We start from the raw sequence: 18,860 nt of genomic DNA, 5'->3' as shown, positions 1-18,860 counted from the left end.
TCCGTAAGGTGGAAGACGCTCTTTTCTTCCGCCATCAATGTGCAGTCTTTCCCGGTGGATGAATGACACTTCATCCACCCTACGGGTTTGTCGTGAGCCCGCTGTTCATGCCGCATCACGCGCGCCTCCTTGGCGGTATTGGTTGGCCAGCTCGATCAGCGCAGCGAGGATCTCGGTGGAGTTGCCGATCACCGCCAGGTCGGCGCGCTTGATCATGTCGCAGCCCGGATCCATGTTCACCGCCACGACCTTGTCGCAGGCACCGATGCCCTGCAGGTGCTGGATGGCGCCGGAGATCCCGACGGCCAGATATACCCGTGCAGTGACCCAGGTGCCGGTGGCACCGACCTGGCGATCGCGCGGCATGAAGCCGTCGTCCACCGCTACCCGCGAAGCGCCTTCGGTCGCGCCGAGTGCTTCGGCGGCCTGGTGGAACAGCGCCCAGTCCTTGACCCCGTTACCGCCGGAGAGAATGAACTCGGCTTCGGCCATGGGGATAAGCGCCGGGTCGACCGCCACCGCGCCGAGGTCTTCGATACGGGGCAGGCAGCGGGTGATCGGGTTGTCGAGCGCCAGCGGGCGTACTTCGTGGCGGGTATCGCTGACCGGATCGGCACATTCGACGGCAGCCAGAATCAGGCGCGGCGCCTTGCGTACCAGGTCCTGCTGGCCGGCACCGGCACGGCCAATGCACTGGCCGTCGGCAACCTGCCAGACGCGGGTAGCCGGGCGCTCGCCGAGTTTGGCACCGAGGCGTCGGCCGAGCTCGCCACCACCGGTGCGGCTGTCCGGCAGCAACCAGTGACGTGGCGCCAGCTGGCTTTCCACCGCGCTGAGGGCCAGCACTCGCGCTTCCGGCGCGTAGCCGTCGAAGGCCTCGCCCTCGATATGCACCAGGCGGTCGACACCGGCGGTGTCGAAGGCGGTTTCCTTGTATTCGCCAAAGACCACGGCAACCACGGCGCCCGCGTCACCGGCCAGCTTGTTGGCCAGGCCGAGCAGGTCCTTGTCGTGGCTGCTCAGGCGGCCACCGACCATGTCCGGCACCACGGCAATGTAGAAGGCCGGTTGCTCGACCACATGCAACGGTAGTTGAACCTCAACGCTGGCGGCGCTGCGCTTGGCGCTGCCGCCTTGCTGGGCGCCGCTGCGGTCGATGCGCTTGATACCGTTGGGGCCGATGAAGCCGACCGCGTGCGGGTTCTTGCGGATGATGCCGTTGGGTCCCATCCAGCTGGTTTCGGCCTTCTGCATGGCGGCGTGCAACGGATGCAAGCGGTTGCGGGCGATCCACTCGGCGCGTGGGTCGCGGCGGATAATGTCGCTCATCAGTGCACCTCCAGGGCTTCAGGCTTGGCCGCGGCCCTTTTTGCCGGGGCGGGTGTCTCCAGCAATACGTCGGCGACCAGCTCGGCGATGTCCTTGATCTGCGGCCGCGGTTCGACCACGCCTTCGAGCATCGCGGTGCACTGTGGGCAGCCCACGGCCACCAGTTCGGCACCCGTCTCCTTGATATCGCCCATGCGCATGTCGGGGATCCGCTGCTTGCCGGGAATATCGGTGATCGGGGCACCGCCACCACCGCCGCAGCAGCGCGAACGGAAGCCGGAACGCTCCATTTCCTTGACCTCGATGCCGATGGCCTTGAGCACGCTGCGCGGGGCTTCGTACTCGCCGTTGTAGCGGCCCAGGTAGCAAGGGTCGTGATAGGTCACACTGCCACCTTTGTGCTGACCCAGGCTGAGCTTCTGCCCGCTGATCAGCTCTTCCATGTAGGTGCTGTGGTGCAGCACCAGGTATTCGCCACCCAGCGCGCCGTATTCGTTCTTCAGCACGTGGAAGCTGTGCGGATCGCAGCTGACGATCTTGTTGAAGCGGTACTTGGCCAGGGTCTCGATGTTGCGTTTGGCCAAAGCCTGGAAGGTCGCTTCGTCACCGAGGCGGCGTGCCACGTCACCACTGTCACGCTCTTCCAGGCCGAGTACGGCGAAGTCGACGTCGGCGGCCTTGAGCACCTTGACGAAGGCGCGCAGGGTGCGCTGGTTACGCATGTCGAAGGCACCGTCACCCACCCAGAACAGTACGTCGGCCTGTTTCTTCTCGCTCATCAGCGGCAGGTTCAGGTCGGCCGCCCAGTTGAGGCGACCACCGGGGGCGAAGCCGCCCGGGTTGTCGGTGGCGATCAGGTTGTCCAGCACCTCGGCGCCCTTGTTCGGCGTCGCACCCTTTTCCAGCGTGAGGTGGCGGCGCATGTCGACGATGGCATCGACGTGCTCGATCATCATCGGGCACTCCTCGACGCAGGCGCGGCAGGTGGTGCAGGACCACAGCGTTTCCGCTTCGACCAGGCCCTTGCCTTCGGCGAAGACGATGGGCTGGTGCGGGTTGCCGCCATGCTCACCGACCGGAATGCCGGGGTAGGGGCTGCCGAAGTAGCCTTTGTCACTGCCACCGGCGAGGCCGACGACCATGTCCTGGATCAGCTTCTTCGGGTTCAGCGGCTGGCCGGCGGCGAAGGCCGGGCAGGCTGCTTCGCAACGACCGCACTGCACGCAGGCGTCGAAGCCGAGCAGCTGGTTCCAGGTGAAGTCCTTGGGTTTTTCCACGCCCAGCGGTGCGTTCGGGTCGCTCAGATCCAGTGCCTTGAGGCCGCTGGAACGAGCGGCACTGGCGTTGTGCGGCGTGCGGAAGCGCTCCGGACGACGGTGCCAGGCCAGGTGCAGGGCACCGGCGAAGGCATGCTTCATCGGCCCGCCCCAGGTCATGCCGAAGAACATTTCAGACACGCCCCAAGCCACACCGAGTGCCAGGACGACGGCCAGGATCCAGCCGCCGAAGTTCTCCGGTAGAATGCCTGCGACCGGCAGAGTGGCGATGAAGAAGCTGAACGAGAACATCAGCAGGCTTTTCGGAAGGCGCATCCACGGGCCTTTCGACAGCCGTGCCGGCGGATTGCGGCGGCGCTTGGCGACGAACAACGCACCGACGAACATCAGCACGCAGGCCGCCAGCAGGGCGAAGCCGAGAATCCGGTTCTGCAGACCGAAGCCATGCACGACGATGGCCAGCAACGCCGCCAGGACGAAGCCGCCCGCTGTCGCGACGTGGGTCTTGGACATGTATTTGTCGCGCTCGACCACATGGTGCAGATCCACCAGGTAGCGTCGCGGCATGGCCATGAGACCACCGAGCCAGTTGACCTTGGAAGGGCGACCGCGGCGCCACATGGCGAAGCGCCTGCCTGCGCCGAGTACGGCAAGCCCGAGGGCGGCGAACAGCAGGATGGGAAGAAGTGTATTCAGCATTGCAGCTCACCCTGTGGGGGAGCTGGAAGCAGAAGCAAGAAGCTGGAAACGGTTAGAGCCGCTTTTTTACTTCTCGCTTCTGGCTTCCAGCTTCACGCTTTTCTTAGAAGTCTTTGCACAGCCGCAGCGCGTCGTAGATCGCTGCGTGGGTATTGCGCTGGGCCACGCAATCGCCGATGCGGAACAGCAGATAGCCGTCACCGTTCTGCGAGAGACAAGGCTGCGGCTGGATGGCGAACAGCGCCTCGACGTCGATCTGGCCCTTGTTGCGCGAACCTTCCTTGAGCGCGTAGTAGAGGGACTCGTCAGGACGCACGCCGTTTTCCACCACCACCTGGTCGACCACCCGCTCTTCCTTCGCGCCGGTGTATTCGTTCTCCAGGACCGCCACCACCTTGTCGCCCTCGCGGTAGACCTTTTCCAGCATCAGGTCGCCGGTCATGATCACTTCCTTCGGGTACAGGCTGCGGTAGTAGGTCGGGAAGCTGGTGCCGCCGATGGCCACGCCCGGCTTGATGTCGTCGGTGACGATCTCGACCTTGGCGCCTTTCTCGGCCATGAAGTCAGCCACCGACATGCCGGTGAACTCGCAGATGGTGTCGTAGACCAGCACGTTGTTGCCGGGCGCCACCTTGCCGTCCAGTACATCCCAACTGCTGACCACCAGGCCTTCTTCGGCGCCCCAGTGCTCGTTCTGCTCGATGAACGGATGGCCGCCGTTGGCCAGCACCACGATGTCCGGACGCAGGTCGAGGATGGTTTCCGGATCCGCACCGGTACCCAGGCGAAGGTCGACGTTCAGGCGCGCAAGCTCCAGCTGGAACCAGCGGGTGATGCCGGCCATCTGGTCGCGCTGCGGCGCCTTGGCGGCCAGGTTGATCTGCCCGCCGAGGCTGTCCTTCTTCTCGAACAGGGTCACGTCATGGCCACGCTCGGCCGCGACGCGCGCCGCTTCCATACCGGCCGGTCCGCCGCCGACGATCACCACCTTGCGCTTGGGCCCGGTGGATTTTTCGATGATGTGCGGCAGGCCCATGTATTCGCGGCTGGTGGCCGCGTTCTGGATGCAGAGCACGTCCAGGCCTTGATACTGGCGGTCGATGCAGTAGTTGGCGCCGACGCACTGCTTGATCTGGTCGACCTGGCCCATCTTGATCTTGGCGATCAGGTGCGGGTCGGCGATGTGGGCGCGGGTCATGCCGACCATGTCCACGTAGCCGCCTTCGAGAATACGCTGAGCCTGGTTCGGGTCCTTGATGTTCTGCGCGTGCAGAACCGGGACGTTGACCACTTCCTTGATGCCGGCGGCCAGGTGCAGGAACGGCTCCGGCGGGTAGCTCATGTTCGGAATAACGTTGGCCAGGGTGTTGTGGGTATCGCAACCCGAGCCGATCACGCCGAAGAAGTCGACCATGCCGGTGGCATCGTAGTACTTGGCGATCTCTTTCATGTCCTCGTGGGTGAGGCCGTCTGGATGGAACTCGTCGCCGGTGATGCGCATGCCGACGCAGAAGTCGTCACCGACCTCGGCGCGCACGGCCTTGAGCACTTCCAGGCCGAACTTCATGCGCCCCTCAAAGGTGCCGCCCCATTCGTCGGTACGCTTGTTCACCCGCGGCGACCAGAACTGGTCGATCAGGTGCTGGTGCACGGCGGACAGCTCGACGCCATCCAGGCCACCTTCCTTGGCGCGGCGTGCTGCCTGGGCGTAGTTGCCGATGACGCGCCAGATCTCTTCCGGCTCGATGGTCTTGCAGGTGGCGCGGTGTACGGGTTCGCGAATACCCGACGGCGACATCAGCGTCGGCCAGTTGAAACCGTCCCAGCGCGAGCGACGACCCATGTGGGTAATCTGAATCATGATCTTGGCGCCATGCTTGTGCATGGCGTCGGCCAGATTCTGGAAGTGCGGAATGATCCGGTCGGTGGACAGGTTCACCGAAGACCACCATTCCTGCGGGCTGTCGATGGCGACTACCGAAGAGCCGCCGCAGATCGCCAGGCCGATGCCGCCCTTGGCCTTCTCTTCGTAATACTTCACGTAGCGCTCGGTGGTCATACCGCCATCGGTGGCGTAGACCTCAGCGTGGGCGGTGCTGATCACGCGGTTGCGGATGGTCAGTTTGCCGATCTGAATCGGCTGGAACATTGCTTCGAAAGCCATTGCGGCACCCTCACGGAAAAGCAGCCTAGCGTTTTTTCTTTGCGGAGGGTTTGGCGGCGATGCGCTCGCCGCCAACCTCTCTCACATACCTTTTTTAGAGTGGTTTGACGCGGAACAGACCGTGGTCGTGGCCTTCCTCGGACGCGCCATAGACCTGTTCAGCGACGGTGCGGATGTTGCTGCCCTGCGCCTGGAGAATCTGATCCATTGCACCGGCGAACCAGCCGGTGAACATGTAATCCACCGGGCGTCCGCATTTGCCGTAGACGTAGACGAAGGCCGAGTGGTCCAGACGGACCTCGCAGGTGCCGGCGTCCAGGTCGATCGACTCGATCTTGAACAGGCCCCAGCCGCGCTGCGACAGGCGCTTCATGTAGTGCTCGAAGACCTCCACGCCAACCAGACCGTGGCACTCGGCTTCCTTCTCGCACCAGTGCCAGGCCGATTTGTACCCGGCCTTGTAGAGGATCTCGGCGTACTTCTCGGCGCCGAGCACTTCCTCGATACCGATGTGGTTATTGACGAAGAAGTGACGCGGCACATACAGCATCGGCAGGGCGTCAGTGGTCCAGACGCCGGTTTCGTCGTCGACCTGGATGGGCATTTCGGGGGCGTGGGTGGACATGTGTGTAGCTCCAGAATTCGTTGTCTTGCGTGGTTGAGAAAATACGGATGGATGCCTGTGGAGCCGTAGCGAGCGCGTCGCGAGGACGCGACGCGGCTATCGGTGTGCGCGGTAGGCTCCGAAGGTATTCATCATTCGCCCCAGACGTCCTTCAGGACCCGTACCCAGTTCTCGCCCATGACCTTGCGCACCACGCGCTCGGGCATGCCGCGCTTGAGCAGGGTCTCGGTGAGGTTGGGGAACTCGCCCACGGTGCGGATGCCCAGCGGGTTGACGATCTTGCCGAAGTTGGTCAGGCGTCGGGCGTAGCCCTTGTCATGGGTCAGGTACTCGAAGAAGTCCTGGCCATGGCCCTGGGTGAAGTCGGTACCGATGCCGATGGCGTCTTCACCGACCAGGTTCATCACGTACTCGATGGCCTCGGCGTAGTCGTCGATGGTCGAGTCGATGCCTTTGGCCAGGAAGGGCGCGAACATGGTCACGCCGACGAAGCCGCCGTGATCGGCGATGAACTTCAGTTCTTCGTCGGACTTGTTGCGCGGATGCTCTTTCAGGCCCGACGGCAGGCAGTGCGAGTAGCAGACCGGCTTCTTCGACTCGAGGATGACTTCCTCGCTGGTCTTGGAGCCGACGTGGGACAGGTCGCACATGACGCCGACGCGGTTCATCTCGGCGACGATCTCGCGACCGAAGCCGGACAGGCCGCCGTCGCGCTCGTAGCAGCCGGTGCCGACCAGGTTCTGGGTGTTGTAGCACATCTGCACGATGCCCACGCCGAGCTGCTTGAAGACCTCGACGTAGCCGATCTGGTCTTCGAAGGCATGGGCGTTCTGGAAGCCGAACAGGATGCCGGTCTTGCCCAGCTCCTTGGCTTTGCGGATGTCAGCGGTGGTGCGCACGGGCATCACCAGGTCGCTGTTTTCGCGGATCAGCTTCTGGCTGGCCGCGATGTTGTTGACAGTGGCCTGGAACCCTTCCCATACCGAGACGGTGCAGTTGGCAGCCGTCAGGCCGCCTTTGCGCATGTCCTCGAACAGTTCGCGGTTCCATTTGGCGATGATCAGACCGTCAATGACGATGCTGTCAGCGTGCAGTTCGGTTGGGTTCATCAGGTAACTCCCGGTGCGGCGCATCGACACGTTCATCGACGCTTTGCGGCAGCTTATCCCTGGGGGGGATGTCGTCCCGATGTAAAAACGACTGGGGTATTGCTCAAAACGTCAAGGCGGGATAACCAGATGCTTCGGGCGGCCATAGTCCGTAACGCGACATTCGCCGCGATAGCCGACAACCGCCGATACTGCTGGCGCGCGACGAGGCACGGCGCGTACGACATCTGCACCCAAAAAGGACGACCACCCGATGCTCACGACCTATCGCACCGCAATCAGCCCCGAGTGGGTCGACTACAACGACCACCTGCGTGACGCCTTCTACCTGCTGATCTTCAGCTACGCCACCGATGCGCTGATGTCGCAAATAGGCCTCGATCAAGCCGGGCGCGAGCGCAGCGGACATACGCTGTACACCCTCGAGTGCCACCTGAACTACCTGGCCGAGGTCAAGCTTGGCGCCGAGGTGGAGGTGCGCACGCAGCTGCTGGCCCACGACCACAAACGGCTGCAGGTCTACCACGCGCTGTATCGGTGCAGTGACGAGCGCCTGCTGGCGGCCAACGAGCAGATGCTGAGCAACATCGACCGCCGTGTCGGGCGTTCGGCGCCGTTCGACGAGGCGGTGCTGGCGCAGGTGCAGGCGTTGCATGAGGCGCAGCGGGACTTGCCCAGGCCGATTCACGTCGGACGGGTCATTGGCCTGCCAGGCTGAGCGGCGTTCGCATCGGGCGCGCCGTTGCCCCTGGGTTTCGGCGGCGTGGCCGGTGGCGGTGAAGGGCGGCTGTGCGGCCACCAATCGATAAAGGCTCGGCAAAAAAAGGGGGAGCCCAAGGGCTCCCCAAAGTGCTTGATTTCAGCGTCCTACGGGCACGGATCCGCAGGACGGCATAACGCCTTGCGACGGATCAGGCGGCGCTGAACATCCCATGCGGGTCGATGACGAATTTCTTCGGCACGCCGGCATCGAACTCGCCGTAGCCCTGAGGCGCTTGGTCCAGGGTGATCACCTGCACACCCACCACTTCGGCAATGTTGATGCGGTCCCACATGATGGCCTGCATCAGGGCGCGGTTGTACTTCATGACCGGCGTCTGACCGGTGTGGAAGCTGTGCGACTTGGCCCAGCCCAGACCGAAGCGAATGCTCAGGCTGCCCATCTTCGCCGCCGCGTCCACTGCGCCCGGATCTTCGGTCACGTACAGGCCGGGGATGCCGATCTTGCCGGCCACGCGGGTGATGCCCATCAGCGAGTTGAGCACGGTAGCCGGGGCCTCGTGCTTGGCGCCTTCATGGCCATGACCGCGCGCTTCGAAGCCCACGCAGTCAACCGCACAGTCGACTTCCGGCTCGCCCAGCAGGGCAGCGATCTGCTCGTGCAGCGGGGTGTCCAGCGACAGGTCGGCGATCTCGAAACCCTGGGCCTTGGCATGAGCCAAACGGGCCGGGTTAAGGTCACCGACGATGACCACCGCAGCGCCCAACAGGCGCGCCGAGGCAGCAGCCGCCAGACCGACCGGGCCGGCACCAGCGATATACACCGAGCTGCCCGGGCCGACGCCCGCGGTGACGGCACCGTGGTAGCCGGTGGGCAGAATGTCCGACAGGCAGGTCAGGTCGCGGATCTTCTCCATCGCCTTGTCGCGGTTCGGCAACTTGAGCAGGTTGAAGTCGGCGTAGGGCACCAGCACGTATTCGGCCTGGCCGCCGGTCCAGTCGCCCATGTCGACGTAGCCGTAGGCACCGCCGGCACGCGCCGGGTTGACGGTCAGGCAGACGCCGGTGTGTTGTTCTTTACAAGAACGGCAACGGCCGCAGGCGACGTTGAAGGGTACCGAGACCAGATCGCCGATCTGCAGGTGCTCGACATCGCTGCCTTTCTCGATGACTTCACCGGTGATCTCGTGCCCGAGCACCAGGCCGACCTGAGCGGTGGTGCGGCCGCGCACCATGTGCTGGTCCGAGCCGCAGATGTTGGTGGAAACGACGCGCAGGATCACACCGTGCTCGATCTTGCGTCCGCGTGGGTCCTGCATCTTCGGATAGTCGATTTTCTGGACTTCGACCTTACCTGCGCCGAGGTAAACGACGCCACGATTCTCAGCCATCTGCCTTTCTCCTTTGTTTTTGTGAATACAAGGCGCGACGGAAGGCCGCGCGGTCTTGTAGTGGAGCCATCAGTTGCCGTCTGGGTCAGCCGGCAGTTTGTCTAGTACGGGCCTGCGCGCCACCTGGCGACAGCAGCCCTCGGTGTCCTGGGCCTACAGCACGACCGTGCGGTTGGCGTGCAGGAACACGCGTCGTTCGAGGAAGTAACCGACCGCCTTGGCCAGGGTCAGGCATTCGATGTCGCGGCCTTTGGCGATCAGGTCTTCGGGGTAGTGGGTGTGGTCCACCGGCTCGACGCCCTGGGCGATGATCGGCCCTTCGTCGAGGTCGTTATTGATGAAGTGCGCGGTGGCGCCGACCAGCTTGACGCCTTTCTGGTACGCCTGGTGGTAGGGCTTGGCGCCCTTGAAACCGGGTAGCAGCGAGTGGTGAATGTTGATGGCGCGGCCATCGAGCGTGCGGCAGAGCTCGGGGGAGAGCACCTGCATGTAGCGCGCAAGGACGACCAGCTCCGCGCCGCTGTCCTCGATCACCTGCAACACCCGACGCTCCTGCGCCGGCTTGTCGCGTGGATCGAGCGGGAAATGGTGATAGGGAATGCCGTGCCAGCGCGCCAGCGGTTCCAGATCCGGATGGTTGGAGACCACCGCGGCGATGTCCATCGGCAGCTGGCCGATGCGCTGACGGTACAGCAGGTCGTTCAGGCAGTGATCGGACTTGGACACCATGATCACCACCTTGGCCCGATAGCCCGGTGGCGTCAGTTCGGTGTGCATCTGGAAGGGCGTGACACGCTCGTTCAGTCCGCTGCGAAAGTCGGCCTCGTCGAAGCCGTCCGGCGCGCGAAACTCGACCCGAATGAAGAAGCGGTTGACCAGGCGATCATCGAAGCTGTGGTGCTCGGTGACATAGCAGCCCTGTTCGAACAGATAGCGGGTCACCACGTCGACCGTGCCAAGCAGGCTCGGGCTGTGGGCGGTGAGAATCCAGGTATCGGGCGTGCGGCTCATGTTCGTCTCCCAGGTGTGTGGGCGTAGGCTCGGGCCCGTCGCTCACGCTGCTTGCAACCGTCTCTGGTGTGTTGCGGTGGGCGAGCGAGGCACGTCCACCGCAACGGCTTCACGCCTTGACCGCCAGCCCATACTCGGCGCTGGCATCCTGCAGCCAGAGCCAGATGTAGTCGGCGAAGCTGCGGCGTACCACCAGCTCCCAGACATCTTCCGCGGTGTGACGGATGATCAGCTGGCTCTTGGCGAAATGGGTGCCCACCGCCTTGCCCACCGGGAAATTGCTCGGGTGCACGTCATAGGGCGTCGACTTCATCAGCAGCTCGCGGACCTTTTCGCCGGAGAGCTCCAGCAGGGTCTGGCCGCCGCTGACGTTGACGATCTGGATGTGCTGCCCGGCCAGGGCCTCGCGCAACCGTTGTTCGGTGGCGAATTCCTCGCCCTGCGGCACGATCAGGAGCCACTCGTCCGGGCCCATCCACTGCAGGGAGGTCTCGCCGTTGGCCACCAGCGTCAGCGCCACCGGCAACGGTAGGCCGAGCACATCCTGTACGCCCCTGGCAAAGGCTGGGTCGTGGGCATCGCCACGCAGGGTCAGGTGACCGCGCAGCTTCTTTTCACGCAGGGTGATCCCGGCGCCGGGGCGGCCCTTGCCGACCAGCTCGGTGAGACCGGCGTGGTGCAGCGGCGATTGTGCGTCGAGGTTGTCCGGGCGTTGTTTGTAAACGTTCACTGCGGTCATGGTTTTACCTGCCTGGCGCCGTTAGGCGCCGTTGAATTCCGGGTGTACCGAGGATGAGGCGGGCATGCCCGCCTCACACTCACCTCACACGTTCTGCCGTTCGCCTTTCGGGTCGTAGAACACCGAGCTGACAATCTCGGCCTCGATCACGCTGCCATCGACCAGCGGCGCATAGACCCGCTCACCGATACGCTTGAGGCCGCCCTTGACCAGTGCCATGGCGAACGAATAGCCCATGGCCGCGCTCATGTAGCTGGACGTGACGTGACCCACCATGGTCATCGGAATCGGCTGCTTGGGATCGAATACCAGCTGCGCGCCCTCCGGCAGCACCTTCTTCGGATCCAGCGGCTTGAGGCCGACCAGCTGCTTGCGGTTCTCCTTGAGGCAATCCTCACGGTTCATCCCACGCCAGCCGATCCAGGAGAAGGGCTTGGTCCGGCCCACGCACCAGCCCATGTTCAGGTCGTCCGGCGTCACGGAACCGTCGGTGTCCTGACCGACGATGATGAAGCCCTTCTCGGCACGCAGTACGTGCATGGTCTCGGTACCGTACGGGGTCAGGCCGTGCTTCTTGCCCGCCTCGATGATCTTCTCCCACACACCCAGCGCGTAGTCGGCCTGGACGTTGACTTCGTAAGAAAGCTCACCGGTGAAGGAGATGCGGAACACCCGCGCGGGCACGCCGCCAACCTTGCCTTCCTTCCAGGTCATGAACGGGAAGGCGTCCTTGTCCAGGTCGATGTCGGTGACTTCGGCCAGCAGCTTGCGGCTGTTGGGGCCCGACAGCGTCATGGTGGCCCAGTGATCGGTTACCGAGGTGAAGTACACCTTCAGCTCCGGCCACTCGGTCTGGTGGTAGATCTCCAGCCATTCCATCACCCGTGCGGCGCCGCCGGTGGTGGTGGTCATCAGGAAGTGGTTGTCGGCCAGACAGGCGGTCACACCGTCGTCGAAGACCATGCCGTCTTCCTTGCACATCAGGCCGTAACGGGCCTTGCCCACGTCCAGCTTGGTCCAGGCGTTGGTGTAGACGCGGTTGAGGAACTCGCGCGCATCCGGGCCCTGGATGTCGATCTTGCCGAGGGTCGAGGCGTCGAGGATGCCCACCGCGTTACGCACGGCCAGACATTCACGGGCCACGGCGGCGTGCAGATCCTCGCCCTTCTTGGGGAAGTACCAGGGACGCTTCCACTGGCCGACGTCCTCGAACTCCGCGCCATTCTTGACGTGCCAGGCCTGCATGGCGGTGTAGCGCTTGGGCTCGAACAGCTCGCCGCAGTGACGGCCGGCGATGGCGCCGAAGGTGACCGGCGTGTAGTTCGGGCGGAACATCGTGGTGCCCATTTCGGCAATGCTGATGCCCATCGATTGCGCGGCGATCGCCAGGCCGTTGATGTTGCCCAGCTTGCCCTGGTCGGTACCGAAGCCCAGCGCGGTGTAACGCTTGACGTGCTCGACCGACTCGAAGCCTTCGCGAGTGGCCAGCTTGATGCCGGCCGCGGTGACGTCGTTCTGCTGGTCGACGAACTGCTTGGGCGCACGCTCGGTGGGCTTGTCGTGCGGCACGAGGAACAGTGCGACGCTGGCTTCCTCAGTGCGCTGTTCGGCCTTCGGCACGCTGCCGCTGACGATCTTGTAGCCCGTCTCGGCGGCGGCTTTGGCGCCAGCTTCGAAGCCATCGGCCAGGGCGTCGCCAAGGGCGAACACGCCATTGACCGCACCGGCACAGCTGCGCTGCTGGAAGCCTTCGCCAGGCACGAAGGCCAGCAGGTCTTCACGCCAGATCGGACGGCCACCGAGGTGCGAGGCCAGGTGAACCACCGGGCTGTAACCGCCGGAGCTGGCGATCAGGTCGCAGTCGACCACTTCACCGGAGTTGGTGATCTTGTGGTTGGCGATGTCGATGGTGCAGATGCGTGCGCCAGTGACGCGCTTGCTGCCGCGCGCTTCGATCACCGCGCTGCCGGCCAGAATCCGAACGCCACGGCGGCGTGCTTCTTCGACCCAGGCCCCACGCGGATTGCTACGCGCATCGGCCACTGCAACCACTTGATGGCCAGCGTCCAGCCAATCGAGCACGGCGCGGTAGGCGTAATCGTTGTTGGTCGACAACACCAGCTGACGGCCAGGTACCACGCCGTAGCGGCGCACGTAGGTGGAGACCGCATCGGCCAGCATGTTGCCGGGCACGTCGTTGTTCGAATAAACCAGCGGGCGCTCGTGGGCACCGGTGGCCAGGACCACGCGCTTGGCCCGCACGCGGTGCATGCGCTGACGTACGATGCGCAGTCCCAGCGCGCCCGTGGGCGCTACCTCGCCGAGGTGGTCGGCCAGGCGCTGGTGGATGGTGAGGAAATTGTGGTCGTGATAGCCGTTCACGGTAGCCCGTGGCAGCAGCGTCACTTCCGGCATTTTCTCGAGCTCGGCGATGGCGCGCGCCGCCCAGTCAGCGGCCGGTTTGCCGTCGAGCTTCTCGCGGGTGCCGAGCAGGCTGCCGCCGAACTCTTCCTGTTCGTCTGCCAGGATCACCCGGGCGCCGCTGCGGCCGGCGGCCAGGGCGGCAGCCAGACCCGCGGGGCCCGCACCGACCACAAGCACGTCGCAATGCTGGTTGACGTGGTCGTAGCTGTCCGGATCGTTTTCGGTCGGCGCGCGACCGAGACCTGCGGCCTTACGAATGTACTTCTCGTAGGTCAGCCACAGATTCTGCGGATACATGAAGGTCTTGTAGTAGAAGCCGGGCGGCATCATGCCGCCGCCGACCTTGCCGAGAATCCCCATCAGATCGGTGTTGACGCTCGGCCAGCCGTTCACGCTGTTGGCGGTCAGGCCGGCGTACAGCGCTTGTTGAGTGGCGCGCACGTTGGGGATCTGGCTCGCTTCGGTGCCGCCGATCTGCAGCACGGCGTTGGGCTCTTCGGCGCCGACGCCAACGATGCCGCGCGGACGCGAGTACTTGAAGCTGCGACCGACCACATCGACGCCGTTGGCCAGCAACGCGGCGGCCAGGGTGTCACCGGCGTAGCCCTGATAGGTTTCGCCGTTGAAGGTGAAGGTCAAGGGCCGGCTGCGGTCGATGCGGCCGCCCTGGGAAAGACGATTGACCTGGCTCATGCCTTAGCTCCTTGGTCGACGGCCTTCTCAGTCACGCTGGGGCGCTCGCCGATCTTGTAGGTCTCGAGAATTTCGTAGCTCACCGTGTGACGGGTGACGTTGAAGTACTGGCGGCAACCTGCAGCGTGAATCCACAGCTCGTGGTGGATGCCACGCGGGTTGTCACGGAAAAACAGGTACTCCCCCCATTCCTCGTCGGTGCAGGCGTTCGGGTCCAGCGGGCGTGGGATGTGCGCCTGGCCGCCCGCGTGGAACTCTTCTTCGGAGCGCAATTCGCCACAGTGAGGGCAGAAGATATGCAGCATGGTCGGTACCTCCAGAAAACCTTCCCCCTCCGCCGTCGGCGGAGGGGCACTAAATCAGTGTGCGACCCCAGCCGCGCCGTGTTCGTCGATCAAGGCGCCGTTGTGGAAACGTTCGATCGAGAACGCCTTGGCCAGCGGGTGCATCTCACCCTTGGCCAGGCTGGCCGCGAACACGTGGCCCGAACCCGGTGTGGCCTTGAAGCCGCCGGTGCCCCAACCGCAGTTGAAGAACAGGTTCTTCACCGGGGTTTTGGCAATGATCGGGCAGGCGTCCGGGGTGGTATCGACGATGCCGCCCCATTGGCGGTTCATGCGCACCCGCGAGAGGATCGGGAACATCTCGACGATCGCCTGCAGGGTGTGTTCGATAGTGGGATAGGAGCCGCGCTGACCGTAACCGACGTAGCTGTCGATGCCCGCGCCGATGACCAGGTCGCCCTTGTCCGACTGGCTGATGTAGCCGTGCACGGCGTTGGACATGATCACCGTGTCGATGATCGGCTTGATCGGCTCGGAGACCAGCGCCTGCAGCGGGTGGGATTCGAGCGGCAGACGGAAGCCGGCCAGCTTGGCCATGTGTCCGGAGTTACCGGCGGTGACCACGCCAACACGCTTGCCGCCGATGAAGCCCTTGGTGGTCTCCACGCCGATGCACACGCCGTTTTCCTTGCGGAAGCCGATCACTTCGGTCTGTTGAATCAGGTCCACGCCCAGGGCATCGGCGGCGCGGGCATAACCCCAGGCCACCGCATCGTGGCGAGCAACGCCGCCGCGACGCTGCAGCGAGGCGCCGAGAATCGGGTAGCGGGTGTTCTTGGAGCAGTCCAGGTAGGGGATCATCTCCGCCACCTGCTTGGCATCCACCACTTCGCCATCGATGCCGTTGAGACGGTTGGCGCTGACGCGGCGCTCGATGTCGCGCATGTCCTGCAGGGTGTGGCCGAGGTTGAACACGCCGCGCTGGGAGAACATCACGTTGTAGTTGATGTCCTGAGACAGGCCTTCCCACAACTTCATCGCGTGTTCGTAGAGGCGCGCCGACTCATCCCACAGATAGTTGGAACGCACGATGGTGGTGTTGCGCGCGGTGTTACCGCCGCCCAGCCAACCTTTTTCGATCACCGCGACGTTCTTCACGCCGAACTCTTTCGCCAGGTAATAAGCAGTGGCCAGGCCGTGGCCACCACCGCCGACGATAACCACGTCGTAAACCGGCTTCGGCTTGGGGTTGCGCCACATGCGCTGCCAGTTTTCGTGGTGGCTGAAGGAATGCTTGAGCAGGCCGAAGCCGGAATAACGTTGCATCTCGAATGCTCCTGAAAAACGACCGCCTCAAATGCGGTGATGCGACTCGTGGTGTGGCGCTGCTCAGTGATCCACCGGCGGACGGTGACGTGAGTAGCGCCTGGCACCCTACGAATCAGCGGTACACCGGATAGTCAGCGCACAGCCCAGCGACTTGTCGGGCAACCTGCGCCTCGACATCGTCATCACCGAGGTGATCGAGGATGTCGCAGATCCAACCCGCGAGTTCGACGCTCTGATCCACCTTGAAACCGCGCGTCGTGATGGCCGGCGTGCCGATACGCAGGCCGGAGGTGACGAAGGGCGACTGGGGATCGTTGGGTACAGCGTTCTTGTTGACAGTGATGCCGGCGCGACCCAGGGCCGCGTCCGCATCCTTGCCGGTGATTCCCTGCTTGATCAGGCTGACCAGGAACAGGTGGTTATCGGTGCCGCCGGAGACCACATCGAAGCCGCGGTCGATGAAGACCTTGGCCATGGCCTTGGCGTTGGTGATCACCTGCTGCTGGTATTCCTTGAAGCCAGGCTCCAGCGCTTCCTTGAAGCAGACGGCCTTGGCGGCGATGACGTGCATCAGCGGACCGCCTTGAGCGCCCGGGAAGACCGCGGCATTGAGCTTCTTCTCGATCTCGGGGTTGCTCTTGGCCAGGATCAGGCCGCCACGCGGACCGCGCAGGGTCTTGTGTGTGGTGGTGGTGACCACGTCGGCGAACGGAATCGGGTTGGGGTACAGGCCGGCTGCGACCAGGCCAGCCACGTGGGCCATGTCGACGAACAGCAGCGCACCGACCTTGTCGGCGATGGCGCGGAAGCGCGGGAAGTCCAGCGTCTTCGAGTAGGCGGAGAAGCCGGCAACGATCATCTTCGGCTTGTTCTCGACCGCCAGGCGCTCGACTTCGTCGTAATCGATCAGGCCGGTGTTGGTGTCGATCCCGTACTGAACGGCGTTGTACAGCTTGCCGGAGCTGCTGACCTTGGCGCCGTGGGTCAGGTGGCCGCCATGGGCCAGGCTCATGCCGAGGATGGTGTCGCCGGCGTTGAGCAGGGCCAGGTAGACGGCGCTGTTGGCCGAGGAGCCGGAATGCGGCTGGACGTTGGCGTAGTCGGCACCGAACAGCTGCTTGGCGCGGTCGATGGCCAGTTGCTCGACCTTGTCGACGTGCTCGCAGCCACCGTAGTAGCGCTTGCCCGGATAGCCTTCGGCGTACTTGTTGGTCAGGCCGCTGCCCTGGGCCTGCATCACCCGCTTGCTGGTGTAGTTTTCCGAGGCGATCAGCTCGATGTGATGTTCCTGGCGCGCTTCCTCGGCATCCATCGCCGCCAAAAGTTCGTCATCGTAGCCTTGGATTTTGTCTTGTTTGGTGAACATCGCGGATCTCCTAAAGGCGCAACGGCGCCATTCGCCTCGGTGAAGGCCTTGTCTGTCTGGATGCGATGGTATGGCTGGGCCTTGGTGGGAAGATGCCTGCCTGCGTCTTGTGTGAGTTCGTTTGCGACATAGCCGGGCGGTCTCGGAAAACTCTCATGGGGGCTCGTCTGTCTCCGCTCGACCGGCCGGTCACGCAGGCGCTCAATGGCGCGCCGTTAGCCGCCCAGCGGTGGCTTGGAGAGCGCCGAAAAGGTGAGCAGAGAGGTCGGTCGGGTCGGGTGTTCGAGCCTGGGCGGTGGCTCGGTGCCATGGCGTCCGGCGCGGGAGCGCAAGCTGTCTCGCAGGGCTCAGGCGGTGCCGGGGGAGGGCTGTGCGAGGGTGCTCGACACAGGCCCGGCCGCGCGGCCGGATCTGTGTCGAGTGGAGGAGGAAGGGTGGCTTAGTAGTCGATGACCACGTCGCCCTTGGGGACGCTGCAGCAGGACAGGATGTAGCCTTCTGCGACATCTTCGTCGGTGATCCCGCCGTTGTGCTCCATGACCACCTCGCCAGAGGTCTTCATGACCTTGCAGGTACCGCAGATGCCCATGCCGCAGGCCTTGGGAATGTGCAGGCCGAGCTGCGCGGCGGCCGAGTGGACGGTGTCGTTCGGGCCGACACGGATGCTCTTGCCGGTGGCGGTGAACTCCACCTGCCGGAGGTCGGCGAGCGGCACGTCGGGTGCCTCGGCTGCCTGCTCGGCCAGCTCCTGGGCCTCCTCGCGAATGTCTGCCGGGGTCGCGCCGAAGGACTCCTCGTGATAGTGCTGCATGTCGAAGCCGTTGGTCTGCAGCAGCCGCTTGACCGCGTTCATGTACGGGGTCGGTCCGCAGCAGAAGATTTCCCGGTCGGCGAAGTCCGGTGCAATCAGCTCCAGCATGCGCTGGTCGAGGTAGCCGCGATAGCCGGCCCAGGCCTCGCCCATGCCGTGCTTTTCGCAAATTATGTGCAGGCTGAAGTTATTGACCCGCGAGGCCATGTGCTCCAGCTCACGGTGGAAGATGATGTCCTTCGGCGAGCGAGCGCTGTGGACGAACACCATGTCGACGTTGGCGTTGGTGTCGAAGAACCAGCGGGCCATCGACATGACCGGCGTGATGCCGACACCGCCGGACAGGAACAGGGCTCGCTCGGTGGGGAAATCGATGGCGTTGAACAGGCCGACCGGGCCGTGCACCGGAATCTGATCACCCTCGCTGAGGTTGTCGTGCAACCAGTTGGACACCTTGCCGCCGGGGATGCGCTTGATCGTCAGCGAGAAGCTGTAGGGCACCGAAGGTGAGCTGGCGATGGTGTACGAGCGCATCACCTGTTGCCCATCTATCTCCAATTCCAGGGTGACGAACTGGCCCGGCTTGAAGAAGAACATGATCGGCTGGTCGGCCATGAAGCAAAAGGTGCGTACGTCCCAGGTTTCCTGGATGACCTTCACGCAGCGCACCAGATGGCGGCCGTTGGTCCATGTCTGGGTATTGACCGGATTGAGGAAGTTACTGGACATGCTCACCTCGATTGCGCGCTGGCTACGACGGCCCTTGTTTAAGACCTTTTCCAGGGCTGCGACTGCACGACGCATGGCCCCTATGGCTCAGAATTGTGCGCAACGCAATACCGCGTCACTTACCTGTTCGCGACATCGGCATGCTTATCGCGACCAGCCA

Annotated in this window: 14 protein-coding genes; 1 reads left to right on the top strand and 13 read right to left on the bottom strand. The window is 64.0% G+C overall.

What is annotated here, in order from left to right; genetic code table 11:
* Positions 1-105 precede the first annotated feature (105 nt).
* The 5 genes from KVO92_RS21830 to KVO92_RS21810 all read right to left on the bottom strand — a co-directional run bounded on the left by KVO92_RS21830 (position 106) and on the right by KVO92_RS21810 (position 7,203).
* A complete protein-coding gene (locus KVO92_RS21830) occupies positions 106-1,329 on the bottom strand; it encodes an electron transfer flavoprotein subunit alpha/FixB family protein (protein WP_217477690.1) in 1,224 nt (407 codons plus the stop codon).
* Positions 1,329-3,305 (bottom strand): dimethylglycine demethylation protein DgcB, encoded by a 1,977-nt coding sequence (dgcB, locus tag KVO92_RS21825; RefSeq protein WP_217477689.1) that lies wholly within the window; start codon positions 3,303-3,305, stop codon positions 1,329-1,331. The genes KVO92_RS21830 and dgcB overlap by 1 nt, the downstream gene beginning before the upstream one ends.
* A gap of 103 nt (positions 3,306-3,408) precedes the next feature.
* Complete coding sequence (gene dgcA / locus KVO92_RS21820; RefSeq protein WP_217477688.1) at positions 3,409-5,469, bottom strand: dimethylglycine demethylation protein DgcA; 2,061 nt, start codon at positions 5,467-5,469, stop codon at positions 3,409-3,411.
* Positions 5,470-5,563: 94 nt separating this feature from the next.
* Positions 5,564-6,094 (bottom strand): 4-vinyl reductase, encoded by a 531-nt coding sequence (locus tag KVO92_RS21815; protein WP_217477687.1) that lies wholly within the window; start codon positions 6,092-6,094, stop codon positions 5,564-5,566.
* Between the two features lie 131 nt (positions 6,095-6,225).
* Positions 6,226-7,203, bottom strand: coding sequence for a dipeptidase (locus KVO92_RS21810; RefSeq protein WP_217477686.1), 978 nt, complete (start codon positions 7,201-7,203; stop codon positions 6,226-6,228).
* Between the two features lie 253 nt (positions 7,204-7,456).
* On the opposite strand from KVO92_RS21810, the gene KVO92_RS21805 reads away from it, so the two are divergent.
* Complete coding sequence (locus KVO92_RS21805) at positions 7,457-7,921, top strand: thioesterase family protein (protein ID WP_217477685.1); 465 nt, start codon at positions 7,457-7,459, stop codon at positions 7,919-7,921.
* A gap of 193 nt (positions 7,922-8,114) precedes the next feature.
* Here the strand turns inward: KVO92_RS21805 and fdhA are convergent, their stop codons facing one another.
* The 8 genes from fdhA to gbcB form a co-directional block, all read right to left on the bottom strand.
* Positions 8,115-9,314 carry a formaldehyde dehydrogenase, glutathione-independent gene (gene fdhA / locus KVO92_RS21800; protein WP_217477684.1) on the bottom strand — a complete coding sequence of 400 codons (1,200 nt, stop codon included), beginning with the start codon at positions 9,312-9,314 and terminating at the stop codon, positions 8,115-8,117.
* Positions 9,315-9,467: 153 nt separating this feature from the next.
* Positions 9,468-10,325 carry a formyltetrahydrofolate deformylase gene (gene purU, locus KVO92_RS21795; RefSeq protein WP_217477683.1) on the bottom strand — a complete coding sequence of 286 codons (858 nt, stop codon included), beginning with the start codon at positions 10,323-10,325 and terminating at the stop codon, positions 9,468-9,470.
* Between the two features lie 109 nt (positions 10,326-10,434).
* Complete coding sequence (locus KVO92_RS21790) at positions 10,435-11,064, bottom strand: sarcosine oxidase subunit gamma (RefSeq protein ID WP_217477682.1); 630 nt, start codon at positions 11,062-11,064, stop codon at positions 10,435-10,437.
* A gap of 84 nt (positions 11,065-11,148) precedes the next feature.
* On the bottom strand, positions 11,149-14,181 hold the full coding sequence (locus KVO92_RS21785; protein WP_217477681.1) for a sarcosine oxidase subunit alpha: 3,033 nt from the start codon (positions 14,179-14,181) through the stop codon (positions 11,149-11,151).
* Entirely contained in the window at positions 14,178-14,486 is a 309-nt protein-coding gene (locus KVO92_RS21780) for a sarcosine oxidase subunit delta (protein ID WP_217477680.1), read from the bottom strand. Before KVO92_RS21780 ends, KVO92_RS21785 begins: the two co-directional genes overlap by 4 nt.
* Before the next feature lie 54 nt (positions 14,487-14,540).
* Positions 14,541-15,791: a sarcosine oxidase subunit beta family protein gene (locus KVO92_RS21775; protein WP_217477679.1), complete on the bottom strand. Its 1,251-nt coding sequence runs from the start codon at positions 15,789-15,791 to the stop codon at positions 14,541-14,543.
* A 115-nt stretch (positions 15,792-15,906) separates the two neighbouring features.
* Positions 15,907-17,160: a serine hydroxymethyltransferase gene (gene glyA / locus KVO92_RS21770; protein WP_217477678.1), complete on the bottom strand. Its 1,254-nt coding sequence runs from the start codon at positions 17,158-17,160 to the stop codon at positions 15,907-15,909.
* 439 nt (positions 17,161-17,599) lie between these two features.
* The gene (gene gbcB, locus KVO92_RS21765) at positions 17,600-18,700 is read right to left on the bottom strand and encodes a glycine-betaine demethylase subunit GbcB (RefSeq protein ID WP_217477677.1); all 1,101 of its coding nucleotides are present in this window, start codon (positions 18,698-18,700) and stop codon (positions 17,600-17,602) included.
* Positions 18,701-18,860: the final 160 nt, after the last annotated feature.

Source organism: Stutzerimonas stutzeri (genome assembly GCF_019090095.1).
GTDB classification, from domain to species: Bacteria; Pseudomonadota; Gammaproteobacteria; order Pseudomonadales; family Pseudomonadaceae; genus Stutzerimonas; species Stutzerimonas stutzeri_AN.
The sequence above is the reverse complement of the archived record's forward strand: the minus strand, read 5'-3'. Positions and strand labels throughout refer to the sequence as shown.